This is a genomic window from Alcaligenes faecalis (assembly GCF_002443155.1).
Lineage (GTDB): Bacteria > Pseudomonadota > Gammaproteobacteria > Burkholderiales > Burkholderiaceae_B > Alcaligenes > Alcaligenes faecalis.
The window spans coordinates 1,940,566-1,959,345 of record NZ_CP023667.1; the positions used below are offsets into that span (position 1 = coordinate 1,940,566).

The window sequence follows — 18,780 nt, forward strand, 5'->3', positions numbered from 1 at the left end:
GGATAGTGTCAGGGTTGTGCCGATACATCGCGACAAAGGGGGGCGACGCAGTGGCACACTCGTGGTTAAAATCCCGCATCGATAATTTCAAGCTCCGATCGCCTAATAATCACAAGGAGGCTGCCCATGTTTGAACGTCTCTTCAAACTCTCTGAGCATGGCACCAACGTCCGTACCGAGGTCCTGGCCGGTATCACTACCTTCCTGACCATGTCCTACATTATTTTTGTGAATCCAGACATCCTGTCGTCCACAGGGATGGATCGCAATGCCATTTTTGTAGCCACCTGCCTGGCCGCTGCTCTGGGCACCTTCATCATGGCCTTTGTGGCGAACTGGCCTATCGGCATGGCGCCGGGCATGGGTCTGAACGCCTTTTTTGCCTTCACCGTGGTCGCCACCCTGGGCTATACCTGGCAACAGGCACTGGGCGCGGTCTTTATTTCCGGCGTGATCTTCCTGATCCTGACGGTGACCGGCATCCGGTCCTGGCTGATTCGGGGAATCCCGAAATCCCTGCAAAGCGCGATTGCCGCCGGTATCGGCATGTTCCTGGGTCTGATCGCCCTGATGAACTCGGGCATTGTGGTGGCCCACCCTGCCACCAAGATTGGTCTGGGTGATCTGACCCAACCTGCGGCCCTGTACGCAATTCTGGGCTTTTTTATCATTGCCGCCCTGGATGCGCTGAAGGTACGCGGCGCGATCCTGATCGGTATTCTGGCCGTGACCATTCTGTCCATGCTGACCGGTCACAGCGAATTTGGTGGTGTGGTCTCCACTCCCCCCTCGCTGATGCCTACTTTCATGCAACTGGACATCATGGGTGCCCTGCACACCGGCTTTGTTCACGTGATTCTGGTGCTGGTGCTGGTTGAGGTGTTTGATGCCACCGGCACCATGATCGGGGTTGCCAAGCGTGCCCGCCTGATTGAAGAAGGCAAACCCAACCGTCTGGGCCGCGCCCTGCTGGCTGACAGTACCGCCATTGTGGCCGGTTCCATGCTGGGCACCAGCAGCACCACCGCCTACGTGGAAAGCGCCTCGGGTGTGCAAGCCGGTGGGCGTACCGGTCTGACCGCTCTGACCATTGGCGTGCTGTTCCTGCTGGCCCTGTTTTTCTCGCCTCTGGCCGCGACCGTTCCCGGTTACGCCACCGCCCCCGCCTTGCTGTACGTGGCGTGCTTGATGATGCGCGAAATTACTGAGGTGAAATGGGACGACATGACCGAGGCCGTGCCTGCTGCCCTGGCTGCCTTCACCATGCCCTTCACCTACTCGATTGCCAACGGCCTGGCCTTTGGCTTTATCAGCTACGTCATCCTGAAGCTGACGACCGGCCGCTGGCGCAGTATCCACCTGGCCACGCTGATTGTCGCCATCTTGTTTGTGATCAAGTACGCAATCGCTACGGAATGAAAAACCTTACAGCAAACTCGTTTGGCGCTTTAGGGCTGTCTGGAAAACGAGTACACTGATTGCATGTTTAACGAAGCGGCTGAACACCATCAGCCGCTTTTTTATTGCGGAGGCTCCCCCATGAGCATCGTCGAACTGAACGAAGAAACATTCCAGGCTGCAGTAGAAGACGGCAAACCCCTGATCATCGACTTCTGGGCTCCCTGGTGCGGTCCATGCCGCCAGTTTGCTCCCGTCTTTGACGCGGCGGCAAGCAAGCACGCGGACGTGACCTTTGCCAAGGTCAACACCGAAGAAGAGCAGGAACTGGCCGCTGGCCTACGTATCCGCTCCATTCCTACGCTGATGGTATTCCGTGAACGCGTTCTGCTGTTCTCGCAAGCCGGCGCCCTGTCTGCTGCCCAGCTGGACGACCTGATCGAGCAAGTCAAGTCTGTGGATATGGAAAAAGTCCACGCTGAGATCGCTGCCCAGCAAGATCAGCAAGCTGACCAGGCCTGATTCAGCCTGCTCTACAAAAAACGCCAGACGGCTTGTCTGGCGTTTTTTTATGCCTGGACCTGACTTATTCGCAGTTTTCCAGCTCGATAATCGCGAAGCCACTGCGCTTGATTTCACTCTCTACCGGCGCAGACGCCATTTCCGTATGGCAAAAGCGGCACTCGCGCGAGGTAAAATTCTCAACCTTCACCCCTTTGGCCGCCAGATAACGCTGGCCATAGCTCAAGACCTTGTCCATATCCTTGGCATCGTCGCTGACCAAAATATCAAAGTGCATACGACGTCCGTCAGGACGCACGACGTAGGTATCAAACACTGCAATCTTCATGACAAACCCTTTTCAGCAAAAAACCTAATAAGTACACGTAGGCCCGCAAGAGGAAGAGCCCTCCTTTTCCTGATTCCCCTCTTTCCTGGTTTCTTCGACCGGGCGGCGAGCAATCAGCTGACCGACAAAAGCGCCCAGACGCAGATCGTCCAAATGCCCCAATTCCTTCAGGGCCAGATTGCCATCACGGTCAAAAATAATGGTGGATGGTGTCCCGCCCAGGCCCCACTCCTTCATGGTGCGCGGCAAGGGGCCACTGCCTGAGGGCTGATCAATGGCGATGGGAAAATTCAGACGGTACTCATGGGCGAAGGCTTGCAATGCGGCCGGGCCCATCACGTCGTGATGTTCGAACACGCTATGCAGACCGATGATGCGCAGATCGTCACGCGAGAACAGCGTATCGAGCTTTTTGGCTTGCGGCAGGCTGTTGATGACACAGCCCGGACAAAGCATCTGGAAGGCAGTGACCACCACAACGCGGCCACGCAAGGATGACAGGCTTAATGGCGCGGTCGTATTGAGCCACTGACTGGCATGGATCTCGTAGGACATGACATACACCCACAATGCTGACTAAACCCGATCATACCCGCAGGCGGAATGCAGACTTAGAAGGAATCAGAAGTGTTTAGTATGGCCACAGCCTGGACGGCACGAAGGGACAATCGTCTGGAAAAGATACCTTTGCGTCCAGAAAACCCCATCAAGGCAGATGGTGGCAAGAGGTCCATTGCGGACTTTGGGCTGAACAGAAAATGACTTACGCTTGCTCCAGGGGCTCACATTCACCCTGGCCGCGTGTCATATTGATAAAGGACTGCTGAAACTCCGCCTTATGCTCGACCGGCAGATTCAATACCCACTGCACGCCCTCAGCGTCGAACTGTTCGTCCTGAACCTGAACGCCAAAGCTGTCGAAACGGGATTGAACCAGGGCCAGATCGGCGAAGGAGCAGCGGCAGCGCAAGGCGGCCATGGGAATCAGTTCCTGCTTGTCAGCAAGCCGCAAACATTGAGCGGCCACGCCGCCATAAGCACGCACCAGACCGCCCGTGCCCAGCTTGACGCCCCCAAACCAGCGAATAACCAGCACCGCGACGCGGTCGCAATCCTGCCCTTCTATGGCTTGCAAAATGGGGCGCCCGGCTGTGCCGCCGGGTTCACCATCATCGTTAAAACGGTATTCAGACCCGATCTTGTAGGCCCAGCAATTATGCGTGGCATCGGGCACACCCTTGGCCTGAAAGAAGGCCAAAGCCTGGCTGGCACTGTCTACAGGAGCAGCCAGTGCCAGAAAACGGCTTTTTTTGATGTCCTGCTCGAAGCTGGTGGGCTCACACAGGGTAAAGACGGCCACCCCTGGCCTCAGTCCTGCTCGCGGCTGGCCAGGTAGTCTTCGTAGCCACCGCGGTAATCGACCAGACGGCCTTCAGGCATCACTTCGATAATGCGAGTTGCCACACCGGAGACGAACTCGCGGTCATGGGACACGAAAATCAGAGTGCCTTCAAATTTTTCCATGGCCATCTGCAAGGACTCGATCGATTCCATATCCAGGTGGTTGGTCGGTTCGTCCAGCAGCATGACGTTGTGACGACCCAGCATCAGGCGAGAGAAGGTCATGCGGTTTTTCTCGCCACCGGACAACACTTTCACGGGTTTGATGATGTCATCCGCCGAGAACAGCATGCGACCCAGCACGGAGCGCAGGGACTGGTCATCGTCGCCGGCCTGACGGAACTGGCTGATCCAGTCAAACACATTGTCTTCGGTGTCGAATTCGTCCGATACGTCCTGAGCCATGTAGCCGATATCGGCGTTTTCGGACCAGACGACCGAACCACTGTCAGGAGCCAGATCACCGGCCAGCAAACGCAGCAAGGTCGTCTTACCCACACCGTTCGCACCCACAATCGCGATTTTCTCGCCCGCTTCAATCATGGCCGAGAAATTCTTGATAATGGGGTGATCGTAGGACTTGCTCAGCCCCTCGATGGTGACCGCCAGGCGGTGCAGCACTTTTTTCTGTTCAAAACGGATAAATGGGTTCTGACGCGAAGAAGGCTTCACCTCGATGGTGTCTGCCTTCAGACGACCAATCTGTTTCAGACGCGAGGTAGCCTGACGGGACTTGGACTTGTTGGCGGCAAAACGGCGCACAAAGTCCTGCAGTTCGCCAATACGCTCTTTGGCCTTGGAGTTGGCCGCCAGCACACGTTCGCGCGACTGCACGGACGCCAGCATGTAATCGTCGTAGTTGCCGGGGTAGACACGCAGCTCGCCATAATCCAGGTCGGCCATGTGAGTGCAAACCTGGTTCAGGAAGTGACGATCGTGACTGATGATGATCATGGTGCTCTGGTAGCTGTTGAGCACATCTTCCAGCCAGCGGATCGTGTTGATATCCAGGTTGTTGGTCGGCTCGTCCAGCAGCAGAACATCGGGGTTGGAGAACAGGGCCTGTGCCAGCAGCACACGCAGTTTCCAGCCGGGAGCAATTTCGCTCATGGGCAACTGGTGCTGTTCGACGGGAATTTCCAGGCCCATCAGCAATTCACCGGCACGACTCTCGGCGGTATAGCCGTCGTACTCGGCAAAACGGGCCTCCAGCTCGGCGGCCTTCATATAGTCTTCTTCGGTGGCTTCTGGATTGTCGTAGATGGCATCACGCTCTTGCATGGTGCTCCACATTTCGGTGTGGCCCATCAGCACCACATCCAGCACGCGCTTGTCTTCGTAAGCAAACTGGTCCTGACGCAGCTTGCCCAGACGCACGCCCGGGTCCAGCGATACATTACCCCCGCTTGGCTCCAGGTCGCCGCCAATGATTTTCATGAAGGTAGACTTGCCCGACCCGTTGGCACCAATCAGGCCATAGCGGTTGCCTCCGCCCAGTTTGACACTGACGTTTTCAAATAAAGGCTTGGCACCAAACTGGATCGTTAAATTAGCGGTGGAGATCACGTAAACGTACTTTGAAAAAGGTTGAGTTCAACCCAGTAGTGTATCAAGCAGGCGCGAAATCCGTTAGTGCTCGTGCTCATCCAGGACCAGATAAGCCATGCCGTCCTCGGTGGCCAGGCCCACTTCCTTGCCTACAGGCAGGCTGACCTTGACGTCCACATGGCCATAAGGCAGGCCCGTCACGACCGGAACCTTGACGGTTTCACGCAGCCAGCGCACCACCGAGTCCATATCAAAGCCGTTATCCGAAGCCCCTGTCTTGTAAGCCGTGAAGCGGCCCAGCACGACGGCCATTTGACGCTTCAGCACGCCGGCATGCCAGAGTTGCGTCAACATGCGCTCGACCCGGTACGGGGCTTCGCCCACGTCTTCCAGGAACAAGATGCCGCCGTCAATATTGGGGAAGTACGGCGTGCCCAGCAAGGAGCAGACCAGGGCCAGATTACCGCCCCACAGAACACCGTGACCATCGACGGCATCCGAATCCTCGGACTCAAAGCTGAACAGTTCCAGCTCGCCACGCATCAATTCACCAAACAGCTCGGTTGTCAGCTCGTCAGTCTCATCGCCACCGAAGTCGGCAATCGCGGTGGGGCCGGTATAGCTGATGGCCCCAGTCTGCGCCAGCAAGGCCAGATTGAAGGCGGTGAAATCCGACATGCCCACAAAACGCTTGCCGCTATCGGCCACTGCGCGCCAGTCGATCTGGCCCAGAATGCGGCTCAAACCATAGCCGCCGCGTGTCGCCATCACAATAGGCTGGGGCTGCTGCAAGGCGCGCTGTACAGCGGCCAGACGCTGGGCGTCCGTACCGGCAAAGCGTTCGTGTACCGCCAAGGCGTCCGGATCTATGTCCACGGCAAAGCCCAGCTGGTTCAAACGCTGGCTGGCCAGCTCCAGGCGTTTGGGTTCAAGGATCTGGCCAGAGGGCGAAAACAGATAAATGCCCGAACTGTCCTGCTGCCCACAATGGCACTCGCCATGTTCGTGGTGATGGTGATGATGGTCGTGCTCGGGGCTGCTCATGATTAACCTTGAAAATAAAGTGCTGCTATTTTAGCGAGACTACTGGGCGCCATCCAGCGGCGATTGGACTGTTTGAGCCTGCTTTTGCAACTTCTTTTGTTCGCGTCGTTCACGGAAAAAATCCCGCAAGGCCTGAGCCGCCTCCTCGGACATCAAGCCACCCGAAACACGCGTGTGGTGATTCAGAGTGGGATGCAGATGCAAGGACTCCACACTGCCACACACCCCGGTCTTGGGATCAGCTGCCGCCCACACCACACGCGACAGACGCGCATGCAGCAAAGCGCCCAGACACATCATACAAGGCTCTAGCGTCACGAACAGGCTGGCGCCGGGCAAGCGGTAATTGCCGACTTTACGCGTTGCAGCGCGCAAGGCCACGATCTCGGCATGTTGGGTGGGATCATGGTCGCAAACCGTGCGATTGGAGCCCACAGACAGCAGCCTGCCGTCCGCGTCCAATAGTACGGCACCTACGGGCACCTCGCCGATGCTGGCCGCCAGTTGAGCCTGTTCCAGGGCTAAAGCCATAGCCTGAGCATCACTCAAAACATCACTCTCTGTTTGCGGTGGTAAGCTAGTTGGCATCGTTAAATCCATTGCGTTATTCAAACCCTGTCGGCACAGCAAAAGGGTCATTTTACTGTCTATGCAGAACACTCCTGATTCTCACGCTATTTTGCGTGTTCGAGGCCTGAGCAAACAATACGCAAACGGGCACCAAGCCCTGCACGCTTTGGACCTGGATATCTGGCGGGGCGAGATTTTTGCCCTGCTCGGCTCCAACGGCGCAGGCAAAACCACCTTGATCAGCATTATCTGCGGACTGGTCAACCGCAGCAGCGGCACCGTATTGGTGGACGGCGCAGACAATGTCGACGACTACAAGCGTGCCCGCCAGAAAATTGGCCTGGTGCCGCAAGAGCTAAGCGCCGACTCTTTCGAGTCCGTCTGGAATACCGTCAGTTTCAGCCGTGGCCTGTTTGGCAAAGCGCCCAATCCGGAGCTGATCGAGCAGATTCTGAAAGACTTGTCGCTGTGGGACAAAAAAGACAGCCCCTTGATTACGCTCTCGGGCGGTATGAAACGCCGCGTGCTGATTGCCAAGGCACTGTCCCACGAACCGGAAATCCTGTTTCTGGATGAACCGACCGCCGGTGTGGACGTGGCCTTGCGTCAAGGCATGTGGGCCTTGGTGAAACGGCTGCGCAGCCAGGGCGTCACCATTATTCTGACCACCCACTACATCGAAGAAGCCCAGGAGATGGCCGACCGCATCGGCTTCATCAATAAAGGTTCACTGCAGCTGGTGGAAACCAAAGACAATCTGATGCGCCGCCTGGGCGGTAAAACCCTGAGCCTGAATCTGGCCGAGCCGATCAGCGCCCTGCCCGCTGCGCTGGAAACGCTGGGACTGCAAAGCACTGCCGACGGCATGAGCCTGCTTTACCCCTTGACCAAACGCGAACAAGGTCATGACCTGAGCAATTTGCTGGCGGCAGTTGGGCAAGCGGGGCTGACCATTACCGACATCCATACCCGCGAGCGCAGTCTGGAAGATATTTACGTTGAGTTTGTAGGGGCACAGTCATGAACTGGTACGCCATCCTGGCCATTTATCGCTACGAAATGTCACGCACCCGACGCACCCTGCTGCAAAGCATCGTAGCCCCCGTGATTTCCACCGCCTTGTATTTTGTGGTGTTTGGCGCTGCCATTGGCCATCGCATCAATGAAATCGGCGGCGTGCCTTATGGCGCGTTTATCGTGCCTGGGCTGACCATGTTGTCGGTGTTGACCCATAGCGTGTCCAACGCTGCCTTCGGGATTTACTTTCCGCGCTTTACGCGCAATATCTACGAGATTCTGTCTGCCCCCATTTCACACTTCGAGGTGACCTTGGCCTTTGTGGGCGCAGCAGCCACCAAGTCACTGTTTCTGGCGGCTATCATCCTGATCACGGCGCGGCTATTTGTGCCTTACGAAATTGCCCACCCTATCTGGATGCTGTGCTTTCTGGCCTTAACCGCCCTGACCTTCAGTCTATTGGGTTTCATTATCGGTATCTGGGCCGACAACTTTGAAAAGCTGCAATTCGTGCCCATGCTGATTCTGACGCCACTGACCTTTTTGGGCGGCACCTTCTATTCCATCGACATGCTGCCCGAGTTCTGGCAGAAACTGACCTTGCTGAACCCGGTGCTGTACCTGATCAGCGGCTTTCGCTGGAGTTTCTTTGATCTGGCCGATGTGAATGTGTGGCTGAGCCTGACCATGACACTGCTGTTTTTAAGTGTGTTTCTTGCCGTGGCGGGCTGGATTTTCAAAACGGGCTATCGATTGCGCCCGTGAATAAAAAAGGCCGGGAATACTTCCCGGCCTTTTTTGGGAACTCGAACAGGACACGCAGTCGCTAAATACTGAACGTCCCCTCAGAACAGTTCAATCGGGATGCACAGCGCAATCCATAAAACTGGCTTGCTCTCCATACTGACGCAGCTTTGCTTCCAGCACGGGTGCAGGCACCCCTTCAATCGGCTTGTAGCCCAGACGCTGCCAATAAGCCACGGCAGGCCCCAAGGACACCAGACTGCAGCGACGCAAGCCACGCTGCCAGGCATAGCGGCGACCGGCTTGCAACAAGGCCCCGGCCACCCCACGGCCTTGCGCGCGACGCATCACGGCGCAGTCGTGAATAAACCATTGGTCCGCAGGTGAAGGCAGGCTGTTCAGTGCATCGCCCAGAGACGGCGGCAGAAGGCCTGCCCAAGGATAGGACACCAAATAACCCTGCAGTTGATTGTCGGTATCACGTGCGACCCAGCAGCTCTCCGGCGCCAGATCCAGACGGTTCTGATAAAAGCTGCGGTCTTCCAGAATATCCGCGTCGTACACATCCGCCTGGACTTCCAGCACCTGGCTCAGATCGTGCACCTGCATTAATTCAATTCGTACATTCATAGCTGCTACACGGCAGCGGCAGGCCACCACCGTGCCGTTTCACTCGGATTAGTCGCGGAAGTTATCGTACTGCAGCGGCAATTCCACGTCGGTCTGCTTCAGCAGAGCGATGGCAGCCTGCAAGTCGTCCCGTTTCTTGCCGGTCACGCGCAATTTCTCACCTTGAATTTGCGTCTCGACCTTGAGCTTGGCGTTCTTGATGGCGGCAATCAGCTTCTTGGACGTAGGCTGGTCCAGACCCTGGCGCACCTTCACTTTCTGACGGGCACCGGCCACGTTCTCCAGCACTTTTTCAGTATCCAGGCAGCGCACATCAATACCACGGGCAGCAATACGGCCACGCAGAATCTGCATCATTTGCTCCAGCTGAAACACGCTGGGAGCCGATTGCAAAATGGTGTTCTCGTCTTCGAGTTCAAATTTGGCATCCGTACCTTTGAAGTCAAAACGGGTGGCCAGCTCGCGGCTGGCTTGCTCGACTGCGTTACGCAGTTCGTGGGTGTTGACCTCGGATACAACGTCAAAAGATGGCATTCCTAACCGTCCTGTTCCTTAAGTGCAGACAGGCCGCCTAAAGCGACCTGTGTGCTTTTTAGAAAACGCTGCTCTTAGTCCGAAGCGGCTTGCTTGGCCTGCTGACGCAGCGCGAATTTCTGTATTTTACCTGTTGCCGTTTTCGGCAACTCCATAAAACTGAAATGTCGCGGTATTTTAAAGCCAGCCAGGTACTGGCGGCAATGCGCGCGCAGTTCTTCCACGGTGACTTCCGCGCCGGGACGGAGCTCAACATACACGTGCGGTGCTTCGCCCCAACGCTCGTCAGGCTGGGCCACAACAGCCGCCGCTTGCACGGCAGGATGGCGATACATGACGTCTTCAATCTCGATGGAGGAAATGTTCTCGCCCCCGGAAATGATGATGTCCTTGCTGCGATCCTTGATGCGTACGTAGCCGTCCGGCTCGCACACGGCCAGGTCGCCTGTGTGGAACCAACCGCCGCCCAGGGACTCCTGGGTGGCCTGCGCGTTCTTCAAATACCCCTTCATGGTGATATTGCCGCGGAACATGATCTCGCCCATGGTCTGGCCATCGGCAGGGACGGGTTCCATGGTTTGCGGGTCCAGAACCTGTACGCCCCCTTGCAGGTGATAACGCACCCCCTGACGGGCATTGCGCTGCGCACGTTCCTGGATATCCAGCTCGCTCCAGGGGGCATGCTGCGCACAGACCGAGGCCGGGCCATAGGTTTCGGTCAGGCCATAAACGTGGGTCAATGCAAAGCCCATGCGCTCCATGCCTTCGATCATGGTGGCCGGAGGTGCCGCGCCGGCCACCATGGCCGACACACCCTTGGGCAGGCGGGACTTCAAGGCTTCGTCGGAGTTGACCAGCAGGGAGTGGACAATCGGCGCACCACAGTAGTGGGTGACGCCGTAATCGACCATATTGTCGACCATGGCCTGAGCCTCCACCTTGCGCAAACAGACGTTCACGCCAGCACGAGCCGCGATCACCCAGGGGAAAGTCCAGCCATTGCAATGGAACATGGGCAGGGTCCACAGATAGACCGCATGCTTGGGCATGTCCCATTCCAAGACGTTGGACAAGGCCCCCAGATACGCGCCACGGTGATGATAGACCACGCCTTTGGGCTTGCCGGTAGTACCGCTGGTGTAGTTCAGGGCAATCGCGTCCCACTCGTTGGCGGGCAATTGCCAGTCGTAATCCGGATCGCCTCCGTCTACGAACTCTTCGTACGTTTGCGAGCCGATACGCTCTGCGCCAGTGTCAAAATAAGTGTCCACGACGTCAATAACCAGAATAGGCTCTTTGCTTTCGCGCAGGCTCAGGGCTTCTTTCATGACGGCGGCAAATTCGCTATCCACCAGCACCGCACGTGCTTCGCCGTGATCGAGCATATAAGCGATGGTGCTGGCATCCAGACGGGTATTCAAGGTATTCAGTACGGCGCCACACATGGGCACGCCAAAGTGTGCCTGAACCATGGGCGGAGTATTGGGCAACATCACCGCCACGGTGTCGCCTTTACCAACCCCTGCCTTGGACAGCGCACTGCCTAGCTGACGAGTGCGGGCATACAGCTGAGACCAACTCATCTTGATGCCGTTTTGGGCGGGCCCGTAAACCAGAGCCGGGTAGTCAGGGTAGACAAAAGCACTGCGCTCGATGAAATCCAGCGGCGACAAAACACGATAATTGGCGTCTGTCTGGGGCAAATCCTGATCGTAAATACTCACCACAAAGTCTCCAAAAAAGGGCGGGCTAACCGAAATGCACGGCGGTCCGTCTGATAATTGCGCTCTTACATTAGCTGGCTACAGAGCTTTGGGCAAGGTCGCCTTTTCAGCTATAGAGGCGCATAATGACACGCTATCTAAGGTATATATCGCGACCGGCTGACTGCTCGCTGACAGTTTGCCCCCTACCTGAAGGCCCTTCATGCCCGTAGCCATGCTGTATATCGCCGCCGGTGGCGCCCTGGGCGCACTGGCGCGTTGGTTCCTGAGTCAGGCCCTAAATGTCCTGTTCCCTACGCTGCCCCCCGGTACTTTGCTGGCTAACTTGATTGGCGGCTATCTGATGGGCATCGCGATGGCCTATTTCAGCGGACTGGGACTGGGCCACGAAGGCTGGCGCATGTTCGTCATGACAGGGTTTCTGGGCGGCCTGACCACCTTCTCTACCTTCTCTGCCGAGATCATGACCTTGGTGATGCAACAGCGTTATATCTGGGCCTTGGGCGGCATCGCCATCCACGTGGTCGGCTCCTTGCTGATGCTGGGTCTGGGCATGGCCACCTGGGGTTTGCTGCGGGGACAAGCATGATGGACGTACATTTTCTTCAAGCCGGCTCCCCTCCTCCTGATGTTGAGCAGCGCTTTGGCAATCAGAACGCCTGGTTCAAACGCGCCCTTCAAGCTCTGGAGGTGAATGTCCACACCTGGCGAGTTCACCAGGACGAGGCCTTGCCTGCGCCGGACTGCCCGGACCCGGTGGTGATCAGCGGCTCCTGGAACATGGTCACCGACAGGCTGGACTGGAGCGAAAACCTGGCAGCCTGGATTCGGGAACGCTATCAGACACACATGCCCTTGCTGGGTATTTGCTATGGCCATCAATTAATGGCGCATGCCTTGGGTGGGCGCGTGGATTACCACCCAGACGGGGCCGAGGTCGGCTATCTGCCCATTCACTTGTCCGAACAGGCACACGAACATGAACTGCTGGCCAATCTACCCGTGCAGTTCCCTGCCCTGCTCACCCACCAGCAAAGCGTGCTGAGCTTGCCCGAGCATGTAGAAATACTGGGCAGTTCTGCACACGACCCGCATCAAATCCTGCGTTACGGCCCCGCTCAGTGGTCAATTCAGTTTCACCCTGAGTTTTTTGCCGGCCTGTTGCGATACTGCGTTCTGCGCAAGGCCGAATCCTGGCGTGCCCAGGGCATTGATCCGCAAAGCCTGGCTGACCCCATTCAGGACACGCCCGACGCTCATCGCCTGCTGTGCAATTTTGTGCAGACTTACTCGTCCAGCGGTCCCAATGGGCGGCGGAAAAACTCGCCAGGCGTTTGACCCATCAAGTCCCGAAAAGCCGCTACAAAGGCCGACATGCTTTCATAGCCGCACGCCAAGGCCACATCAGTCACCCGTTCGTGTCGCTCCAGCAGCGGCAAGGCACTCATGACGCGCAAGCGCTGACGCCAGACCCGAAATGTCAGCCCGGTTTGCTGACGGAACAAGCGGCTCAAGGTTTTTTCTGACAAGCCCTGTTGCTCCGCCAAATCCTGCAAGCTCCAATCGCCTGCTGGCTGCGCCTGCAATTGCTCGCATACCTGCAAAAGTCGTGGGTCCGAAGGCCATGGCAGAATCAGGCCGCTTTCAGGTGCCGCCAGCAAACGATCCAGCAAGACCTGCACCAGACGGCCCTGTGCGCCCTCGCGCTCGTACAACACCGGCAAAAGGCTGAACTCGCGGATCAGCTCGCGCAATAAACGGTCTACAACGACCACGCGACACGCAGCAGGTGCTTCGGGCAGAGCACTGACATCAATATAGAGACTGCGAATCTGCGCATCGGGCGAACTGCGCACCCCATGCTCTACGCCCGCAGGCACCCACACCGCCTGTTGAGGCGGCGCCATAAAGCGCCCACTGGCAGTACGCACCTCGATCACCCCTGTCAGCGCATAGGAGAACTGCACCCAGGGATGCCGATGTGGGCGAGCAATGGCCTGATTGGGCAAGATGCGCTCCTGACCGTATAAAGGTCTGGGCAGATAACGCAGTTGCTGCAAACTCTCTGGAATTCGCTCTGCAGGCATCAGAATGTCCGTTTGTCGATAATCCATATCCGTTTAGCGATAAACCCCCAAAAAGGTCTACGGTAAAGTGAGGCCTTTCATAACGCAAGCCTTTCAAGCCTCTAACAAACCCATGTTCTCTCAACTGCGACTGCTTTTTGACAACTTCACCCTGATCCTGATCGGCGTGGTGGCACTGGCAAGTTTCTTTCCCGCCTACGGCCAAGGTGCGGTGTTCTTTGACGTGATCACTGGCCTGGCCATTGCCCTGCTGTTCTTCATGCACGGGGCCAAGCTATCCCGCGAAGCCATCATTGCTGGAGCCACCCACTGGCGTTTGCACTTGCTGGTCTTTGGCTGCACCTTTGTCATGTTCCCCCTGCTGGGCCTGCTGTCCAAGCCCATCTTGCTGCCCTTGCTGGGCATGCCCTTGTTTGTAGGCATTCTGTACATGTGCGCCCTGCCCGGAACCGTGCAGTCAGCCATCGCCTTTACCTCGATTGCTCGCGGTAATGTGCCTGCTGCCATTTGCAGTGCTTCAGCCTCCAGCCTGATTGGTATTGTGCTCACGCCCGTACTGCTCAAGCTCTTGCTGGACGCTGACGGCGGCTCGGCTACTTCGACCCTGGATGCCATCAAGAAGATCAGTCTGCAATTGTTGCTGCCCTTTGTAGTCGGCCATCTGATGCGCCCCCTGATTGGCAAATGGATGGACCGCAACCGCAAATGGCTACGCAGCGTGGACCAGTCCTCCATCCTGCTGGTGGTCTACACCGCGTTCAGTGCTTCGGTGATTGGTGGCCTGTGGCAAGCCGTGCCACCCAAGTCCCTGGCTATTCTGGCTGTGGTTTGCCTGGTGTTGCTGGCCATCATCCTGTTCCTGACCACCTGGCTGGCGCGCAAACTGGGCTTCAATAAAGAAGACGAAATTACGATTGTCTTCGGGGGCTCCAAGAAAAGTCTTGCAACCGGCGTGCCCATGGCCCAAGTGCTGTTTACCGGCGCTGCCATTGGCCCGGCCCTGCTGCCCATCATGATCTTCCACCAGATTCAGTTGATGGCTTGCGCATTCATTGCAAATAAATATGCCCAACGTCCTGAAACACCAGAAGAAAAAGCACAACTGCAAAGTGCCTGATCACGCTTTGCTGAATCGCTGAACAAGTGGCCCGACTTCAACACGAAGTTCGGGCCATTATTTTTCATGCGGAAGAATGCCGACTTTTACTGAAGCTTGTTGATCTTGTCGTTCAAGGTGGCTGCCGACAGTTCTCCTGCCCGCACATCCACCAAGCGGCCCTGCTCATCCAGAAACAAGGTAGTGGGCAAACCGCGGCTACGCACGGCCTGACCCAGCTGCATTTGCGGATCGCGCCACATATTGCCCAGCTCCAGGTTTTCTTCGCTCAGATACTGCTGTATCACGCTCAGTTCCTCGCCCTGATTGGCGAACACAATATTCACATCGGGACGACTGGATTGCACTTGCTTGAAAGCCGGCATCTCGCGGCGACAAGGGGGACACCAACTGGCCCACAGATTCACCACCGTCACCTTGCCCTTGTAGTGGTCCAGATTATCCGGCGCGCTGAAATCAGCTTGCATGGGGATCAGGTCTATTTCGGGCAATGGCATGGTCGGCTCCACCCCTCCTCGGCCTGTTGCCACCATAATCAGCGAAAAAGTCGCCACACTGACCGCCAGCCCGCCGGACACAGCGGGCAGTACCGCTTTGTCACGCAGCACACGCCACAGCACATAGAACCAGCCTGCGGTAACAGCAGCCGGGATCATCAGGCCGCCATCGCGCAAGTCCAGCCAGCTCAAAGGCTCGCTCTGGTAGAAATCCCACTGCTGGATCAGAAAGCCCAGACGGCCTGCCAGAACCCCGACAATAATCGCCCGCCACAAGACCGACTCGGCTCGCGTCTGCCGACGTCTGTCCAGCCAGGCGGCCAAAAACAGCCCAAGTAATGCCGCGACCATAAAAGCAAACAAAGACGTGGCAAAAGTAAAAGGGCCGAGCTGTATGCTTTGCATAAACACCCATCCTGACAAGACCAAATAAAAACAGACCCGCTAAAAGCGGGTCGGGCCAATAGAAACAGACAGCGCAAAGGCTAAAAGATTCCCTAAGTCGGAGAAACGCTGTGCAAGACCTGCATGAACTGGCCCATCTTGGTGGGACATTTAAGGCCGGGCTCCAGTTCTACCCCGCTGCTGACATCAATGGCATACGGACGATGCAAGGCGACTCGCTCAGCCACATTGTCGATACGCATGCCACCGGCCAGAACCAAGGGAGGCAAGCCATCCTGGCCTTGCAGACGTGCTTGCAGGCCCTGAATCAGTTCGGGGTCAAAAGCCGTTCCAGTGCCACCGTAGGCATCGTGATAACCGTCCATCAACCAGGCGCGTGCATCGCGATATTTCAGGCACTGCTCCAGCAGTCCCTCTACCGTATCCAGACCGGGCGCACCCACACGGAAAGCCTTGATATAGGGATGAGAATAGCAGCGGCATTCTTCCGGGCTTTCTTCACCATGAAACTGCAGCAGATCCGGCTGCACCTGTTCCAGGATTTCCCGCACAAAGCTCTCGGACGCATTCACAAACAGGCTGACTGCCTGCACAAACGCCGGTACACGGGCGCGCAAGGCGGCGGCCTGCGCTGTACTCAACATGCGGGCACTTTTCGGGTAGAAGACAAACCCCACCGCATCCGCGCCCAACTGCACGGCGGCATCAATATCCTGCGCTCGGGTAAAGCCACAAATCTTGACTCGGGTACGGCTGAACATCACACATCCTTGAATAAAAAAACGGGGGCCAGATGCCCCCGTGGTCAATCATGAAACGACTTTATTGGAAACTGCTGGCCGCGTCATCCGTGCCAAATCCATAGCTGTCAGAACCGTAGGTCGATTCCGTGCCAAACTGGATTTGCGAATCCTCCAGCAAAACCTCACCGTGCTTGTAGTGCGTGACTAGTCCGGGGAAGACCAGCACCGCCGCTACCATCAACAACTGAATAATAATAAACGGTACCGAGCCCCAGTAAATATCCGTTGTGGCCACACGCTTGATACGCTCGCCCGTCACCTTGTCAGTGTAGTCCTCTTTGGGGGCCACCGAACGCAGGAAGAACAAGGCAAAACCAAAGGGCGGGTGCATGAAGGAGGTCTGCATATTGACCGCCAGCAAGACACCGAACCAGATCAGGTCAATGCCCATCTTGTCGGCGATCGGCCCGAGCAGCGGCACAATAATAAAGGCCAGCTCGAAGAAGTCCAGGAAGAAAGCCAGCAGGAAGGTCAGGATACTGACGATGATCAGGAAACCCCACTCGCCACCGGGCATGTCGATCAAAAGGTGCTCCACCCACAGATCGCCATTGATGCCACGGAAGCTCAGACTAAAGACGGTCGAGCCCACCAGAATGAAGACCACAAAGCAGGACAGGCGAGTGGTGGACTCCATGGCCTGGCGCAGCAGCTTCCAGGACAGGCGACCACGCGATACTGCCATGATGATGGCACCCACAGCCCCCATCGCCCCACCTTCGGTTGGAGTCGCGACACCAATAAAGATGGTGCCCAACACCAGGAAGATCAGGAACAGCGGTGGCACCATCACAAAGACCACGCGCTCGGCGATCTTGGACAGCATGTTCAGCTTGAGCAACTTGTTGATCAGCGCAATCACCCAGGCCGTTACGCCCCACAACAGCAGCAGCACCACAACGTGCTCGTCCATGGGGATATTGGGATGCGTGGCAAAGTAATGTTGCGAGCCAAAGTACGCCACGGCCGAGGCCACAATGGTGAGGACGATCAGCGAGGTCAAACCGCGGCTGCCATTGGGCTCTACATACACCCGGGCCTCGGGCGGCAAGGCGGGAGCCGACTTGGGCTTGATGTAGGACATCACCACGATGTACAGAATGTAGACTCCCACCAGCAGCAGGCCGGGCAACATGGCGCCACGGTACATATCGCCAATGGAGCGACCCAGCTGGTCAGCCAGGATGATCAGCACGATGGAGGGCGGGATGATTTGCGACAAGGTGCCTGAGGCGGCAATCACCCCGGTTGCCAGCTTGCGGTCATAGCCGTAGCGCAACATGATAGGCAAGGAGATCAGGCCCATGGAGATGACCGAGGCCGACACCACACCCGTTGTGGCAGCCAGCATGGCACCGACCAGCACCACGGCAATGGCCAGTCCACCACGCAAAGGACCAAATAGCTGGCCAATGGTATCTAGCAGGTCCTCGGCCATGCCGGATCGCTCTAATATCAGCCCCATCAAGGTGAAGAAGGGAACCGCCAGCAAGGTATCGTTCTCGACAATCCCAAATACCCGTTGTGGCAAGGCCTGAAACAAGGCCGGCTGCATCATGTCCAGTTCAATAGCGACCAGACCGTACAAAATCCCGATTGCCGACAAGGTGAAGGTAACGGGAAAACCCAATAGCAAAAACACGATCAGGTTAAAGAACATGATCGGAGCCAGATTATCAATCAGGAATTCCATTGTTACTGGCCCTTGGAAACAGAGGTTGTCACTTCATTTGCCTGGGCCATCTCACGAATCTCCTGGGCAAGTTCTTCTTCTGCACTCAGCCCACCATTTCTTAATAAGGGATTGGGACAGGCACCCAGCAAAAAGCCTATGCATTTGATCAGGTGAGACACACCTGCCAATGCCAATAGGGCAAAACCGACGGGGATCAGTAGCTTGACCGGCCAACGTACCAACCCTCCGGTATTGGAGGACTGCTCGTTAAGCACGTAGGACTGCTCGAAAAACGGAATGGAGAGCCAGAAAATCAGCAAGGTAGCGGGCAGGAGGAAAAAGATCACGCCGATAATATCGATCCAGATCTGAACGCGCGGCGGAAAACGTTCCGCCAGGGCATCCACCCGTACATGCTCATTCACAAAGAAGGTATAACCAGCCGCCAGCAAGAAAATTGCACCGAACAAATACCACTGCAATTCCAGCCACTGATTGGAACTGATGCCATATACCTTGCGAACTACGGCGTTAATAGCACTGACCAACACCACGATCAGGGTTAGCCAGGTCACGGACTTACCAACGACCGTATTCAGACGGTCGATCAAACTAGACAATCGTAAGAAGAATTTCATGGCCTTGCTCAGGATATGGTCGCCTTCTGGATTCGCTTGTGGCTAATGCCCGAAGGTGGTCGGCCTTATACAGATAAGAATGTAAGAGAAGAAAATGG

Annotated in this window: 21 protein-coding genes; 7 read left to right on the forward strand and 14 right to left on the reverse strand. The window is 56.7% G+C overall.

Annotation, left to right across the window (positions count from 1 at the left end):
* Positions 1–126: 126 nt before the first annotated feature.
* Together CPY64_RS09040 and trxA are read left to right on the forward strand one after the other, a co-directional pair.
* On the forward strand, positions 127–1,419 hold the full coding sequence (locus CPY64_RS09040; RefSeq protein WP_026483346.1) for an NCS2 family permease: 1,293 nt from the start codon (positions 127–129) through the stop codon (positions 1,417–1,419).
* A 120-nt stretch (positions 1,420–1,539) separates the two neighbouring features.
* Complete coding sequence (trxA, locus tag CPY64_RS09045) at positions 1,540–1,920, forward strand: thioredoxin (protein WP_042482146.1); 381 nt, start codon at positions 1,540–1,542, stop codon at positions 1,918–1,920.
* Between the two features lie 64 nt (positions 1,921–1,984).
* Here the strand turns inward: trxA and CPY64_RS09050 are convergent, their stop codons facing one another.
* The 6 genes from CPY64_RS09050 to tadA all read right to left on the reverse strand — a co-directional run bounded on the left by CPY64_RS09050 (position 1,985) and on the right by tadA (position 6,829).
* Positions 1,985–2,248, reverse strand: coding sequence for a DUF2024 family protein (locus tag CPY64_RS09050; RefSeq protein WP_042480975.1), 264 nt, complete (start codon positions 2,246–2,248; stop codon positions 1,985–1,987).
* A gap of 24 nt (positions 2,249–2,272) precedes the next feature.
* Entirely contained in the window at positions 2,273–2,803 is a 531-nt protein-coding gene (locus tag CPY64_RS09055) for a peroxiredoxin family protein (protein WP_042482148.1), read from the reverse strand.
* Between the two features lie 208 nt (positions 2,804–3,011).
* Positions 3,012–3,608, reverse strand: a complete 597-nt coding sequence (locus CPY64_RS09060) for an IMPACT family protein (RefSeq protein ID WP_042480977.1) — start codon at positions 3,606–3,608, stop codon at positions 3,012–3,014.
* Between the two features lie 8 nt (positions 3,609–3,616).
* Positions 3,617–5,215 carry an ABC-F family ATPase gene (locus CPY64_RS09065; protein ID WP_042480980.1) on the reverse strand — a complete coding sequence of 533 codons (1,599 nt, stop codon included), beginning with the start codon at positions 5,213–5,215 and terminating at the stop codon, positions 3,617–3,619.
* A gap of 63 nt (positions 5,216–5,278) precedes the next feature.
* The gene (locus CPY64_RS09070) at positions 5,279–6,241 is read right to left on the reverse strand and encodes an LD-carboxypeptidase (RefSeq protein ID WP_042480983.1); all 963 of its coding nucleotides are present in this window, start codon (positions 6,239–6,241) and stop codon (positions 5,279–5,281) included.
* Positions 6,242–6,280: 39 nt separating this feature from the next.
* Positions 6,281–6,829: a tRNA adenosine(34) deaminase TadA gene (gene tadA, locus CPY64_RS09075; RefSeq protein ID WP_042480985.1), complete on the reverse strand. Its 549-nt coding sequence runs from the start codon at positions 6,827–6,829 to the stop codon at positions 6,281–6,283.
* A 61-nt stretch (positions 6,830–6,890) separates the two neighbouring features.
* Between tadA and CPY64_RS09080 the strand changes: the two genes are divergently transcribed.
* Together CPY64_RS09080 and CPY64_RS09085 are read left to right on the forward strand one after the other, a co-directional pair.
* The gene (locus tag CPY64_RS09080; RefSeq protein ID WP_042480987.1) at positions 6,891–7,835 is read left to right on the forward strand and encodes an ABC transporter ATP-binding protein; all 945 of its coding nucleotides are present in this window, start codon (positions 6,891–6,893) and stop codon (positions 7,833–7,835) included.
* Complete coding sequence (locus CPY64_RS09085; protein ID WP_042480990.1) at positions 7,832–8,593, forward strand: ABC transporter permease; 762 nt, start codon at positions 7,832–7,834, stop codon at positions 8,591–8,593. The genes CPY64_RS09080 and CPY64_RS09085 overlap by 4 nt, the downstream gene beginning before the upstream one ends.
* A 90-nt stretch (positions 8,594–8,683) precedes the next feature.
* Here the strand turns inward: CPY64_RS09085 and CPY64_RS09090 are convergent, their stop codons facing one another.
* From CPY64_RS09090 to CPY64_RS09100, 3 genes are all read right to left on the reverse strand, one after another.
* Positions 8,684–9,202, reverse strand: a complete 519-nt coding sequence (locus CPY64_RS09090) for a GNAT family N-acetyltransferase (protein ID WP_371317328.1) — start codon at positions 9,200–9,202, stop codon at positions 8,684–8,686.
* Between the two features lie 48 nt (positions 9,203–9,250).
* Positions 9,251–9,736 (reverse strand): YajQ family cyclic di-GMP-binding protein, encoded by a 486-nt coding sequence (locus CPY64_RS09095; protein ID WP_026483353.1) that lies wholly within the window; start codon positions 9,734–9,736, stop codon positions 9,251–9,253.
* Between the two features lie 74 nt (positions 9,737–9,810).
* Complete coding sequence (locus CPY64_RS09100) at positions 9,811–11,463, reverse strand: acyl-CoA synthetase (RefSeq protein ID WP_042480997.1); 1,653 nt, start codon at positions 11,461–11,463, stop codon at positions 9,811–9,813.
* A gap of 199 nt (positions 11,464–11,662) precedes the next feature.
* Between CPY64_RS09100 and crcB the strand changes: the two genes are divergently transcribed.
* Complete coding sequence (gene crcB / locus CPY64_RS09105) at positions 11,663–12,049, forward strand: fluoride efflux transporter CrcB (RefSeq protein WP_042481000.1); 387 nt, start codon at positions 11,663–11,665, stop codon at positions 12,047–12,049.
* Positions 12,046–12,798 carry a glutamine amidotransferase gene (locus tag CPY64_RS09110; RefSeq protein WP_042481003.1) on the forward strand — a complete coding sequence of 251 codons (753 nt, stop codon included), beginning with the start codon at positions 12,046–12,048 and terminating at the stop codon, positions 12,796–12,798. The genes crcB and CPY64_RS09110 overlap by 4 nt, the downstream gene beginning before the upstream one ends.
* On the opposite strand, the gene CPY64_RS09115 is transcribed toward CPY64_RS09110, so the two are convergent.
* Positions 12,747–13,574 carry an AraC family transcriptional regulator gene (locus CPY64_RS09115; protein WP_042481007.1) on the reverse strand — a complete coding sequence of 276 codons (828 nt, stop codon included), beginning with the start codon at positions 13,572–13,574 and terminating at the stop codon, positions 12,747–12,749. The genes CPY64_RS09110 and CPY64_RS09115 overlap by 52 nt on opposite strands.
* An 85-nt stretch (positions 13,575–13,659) precedes the next feature.
* On the opposite strand from CPY64_RS09115, the gene CPY64_RS09120 reads away from it, so the two are divergent.
* Positions 13,660–14,664, forward strand: coding sequence for a bile acid:sodium symporter family protein (locus tag CPY64_RS09120; protein WP_042481009.1), 1,005 nt, complete (start codon positions 13,660–13,662; stop codon positions 14,662–14,664).
* 86 nt (positions 14,665–14,750) lie between these two features.
* On the opposite strand, the gene CPY64_RS09125 is transcribed toward CPY64_RS09120, so the two are convergent.
* The 4 genes from CPY64_RS09125 to CPY64_RS09140 all read right to left on the reverse strand — a co-directional run bounded on the left by CPY64_RS09125 (position 14,751) and on the right by CPY64_RS09140 (position 18,682).
* Entirely contained in the window at positions 14,751–15,566 is an 816-nt protein-coding gene (locus CPY64_RS09125) for a TlpA disulfide reductase family protein (protein WP_042481010.1), read from the reverse strand.
* Positions 15,567–15,658: 92 nt separating this feature from the next.
* Positions 15,659–16,327 (reverse strand): phosphoribosylanthranilate isomerase, encoded by a 669-nt coding sequence (locus CPY64_RS09130; protein ID WP_042481014.1) that lies wholly within the window; start codon positions 16,325–16,327, stop codon positions 15,659–15,661.
* Positions 16,328–16,388: 61 nt separating this feature from the next.
* Entirely contained in the window at positions 16,389–18,062 is a 1,674-nt protein-coding gene (locus CPY64_RS09135) for a TRAP transporter large permease (protein ID WP_042481017.1), read from the reverse strand.
* Positions 18,063–18,064: 2 nt separating this feature from the next.
* On the reverse strand, positions 18,065–18,682 hold the full coding sequence (locus CPY64_RS09140; protein WP_042481021.1) for a TRAP transporter small permease subunit: 618 nt from the start codon (positions 18,680–18,682) through the stop codon (positions 18,065–18,067).
* Between the last annotated feature and the right edge of the window lie 98 nt (positions 18,683–18,780).

What these genes read in the sequence shown, in the direction of transcription:
- CPY64_RS09080 (WP_042480987.1), top strand. Translation starts at nt 6,891, where the DNA reads ATGCAGAACACTCCTGATTCTCACGCTATTTTGCGTGTTCGAGGCCTG.
- trxA (WP_042482146.1), top strand. Translation starts at nt 1,540, where the DNA reads ATGAGCATCGTCGAACTGAACGAAGAAACATTCCAGGCTGCAGTAGAA.
- CPY64_RS09115 (WP_042481007.1), bottom strand. Translation starts at nt 13,574, where the DNA reads ATGGATTATCGACAAACGGACATTCTGATGCCTGCAGAGCGAATTCCA.
- CPY64_RS09140 (WP_042481021.1), bottom strand. Translation starts at nt 18,682, where the DNA reads ATGAAATTCTTCTTACGATTGTCTAGTTTGATCGACCGTCTGAATACG.
- CPY64_RS09050 (WP_042480975.1), bottom strand. Translation starts at nt 2,248, where the DNA reads ATGAAGATTGCAGTGTTTGATACCTACGTCGTGCGTCCTGACGGACGT.
- CPY64_RS09070 (WP_042480983.1), bottom strand. Translation starts at nt 6,241, where the DNA reads ATGAGCAGCCCCGAGCACGACCATCATCACCATCACCACGAACATGGC.
- crcB (WP_042481000.1), top strand. Translation starts at nt 11,663, where the DNA reads ATGCCCGTAGCCATGCTGTATATCGCCGCCGGTGGCGCCCTGGGCGCA.
- CPY64_RS09040 (WP_026483346.1), top strand. Translation starts at nt 127, where the DNA reads ATGTTTGAACGTCTCTTCAAACTCTCTGAGCATGGCACCAACGTCCGT.
- CPY64_RS09135 (WP_042481017.1), bottom strand. Translation starts at nt 18,062, where the DNA reads ATGGAATTCCTGATTGATAATCTGGCTCCGATCATGTTCTTTAACCTG.
- CPY64_RS09055 (WP_042482148.1), bottom strand. Translation starts at nt 2,803, where the DNA reads ATGTCCTACGAGATCCATGCCAGTCAGTGGCTCAATACGACCGCGCCA.
- CPY64_RS09085 (WP_042480990.1), top strand. Translation starts at nt 7,832, where the DNA reads ATGAACTGGTACGCCATCCTGGCCATTTATCGCTACGAAATGTCACGC.
- CPY64_RS09125 (WP_042481010.1), bottom strand. Translation starts at nt 15,566, where the DNA reads ATGCAAAGCATACAGCTCGGCCCTTTTACTTTTGCCACGTCTTTGTTT.
- CPY64_RS09130 (WP_042481014.1), bottom strand. Translation starts at nt 16,327, where the DNA reads ATGTTCAGCCGTACCCGAGTCAAGATTTGTGGCTTTACCCGAGCGCAG.
- tadA (WP_042480985.1), bottom strand. Translation starts at nt 6,829, where the DNA reads ATGCCAACTAGCTTACCACCGCAAACAGAGAGTGATGTTTTGAGTGAT.
- CPY64_RS09090 (WP_371317328.1), bottom strand. Translation starts at nt 9,202, where the DNA reads ATGAATGTACGAATTGAATTAATGCAGGTGCACGATCTGAGCCAGGTG.
- CPY64_RS09110 (WP_042481003.1), top strand. Translation starts at nt 12,046, where the DNA reads ATGATGGACGTACATTTTCTTCAAGCCGGCTCCCCTCCTCCTGATGTT.
- CPY64_RS09120 (WP_042481009.1), top strand. Translation starts at nt 13,660, where the DNA reads ATGTTCTCTCAACTGCGACTGCTTTTTGACAACTTCACCCTGATCCTG.
- CPY64_RS09095 (WP_026483353.1), bottom strand. Translation starts at nt 9,736, where the DNA reads ATGCCATCTTTTGACGTTGTATCCGAGGTCAACACCCACGAACTGCGT.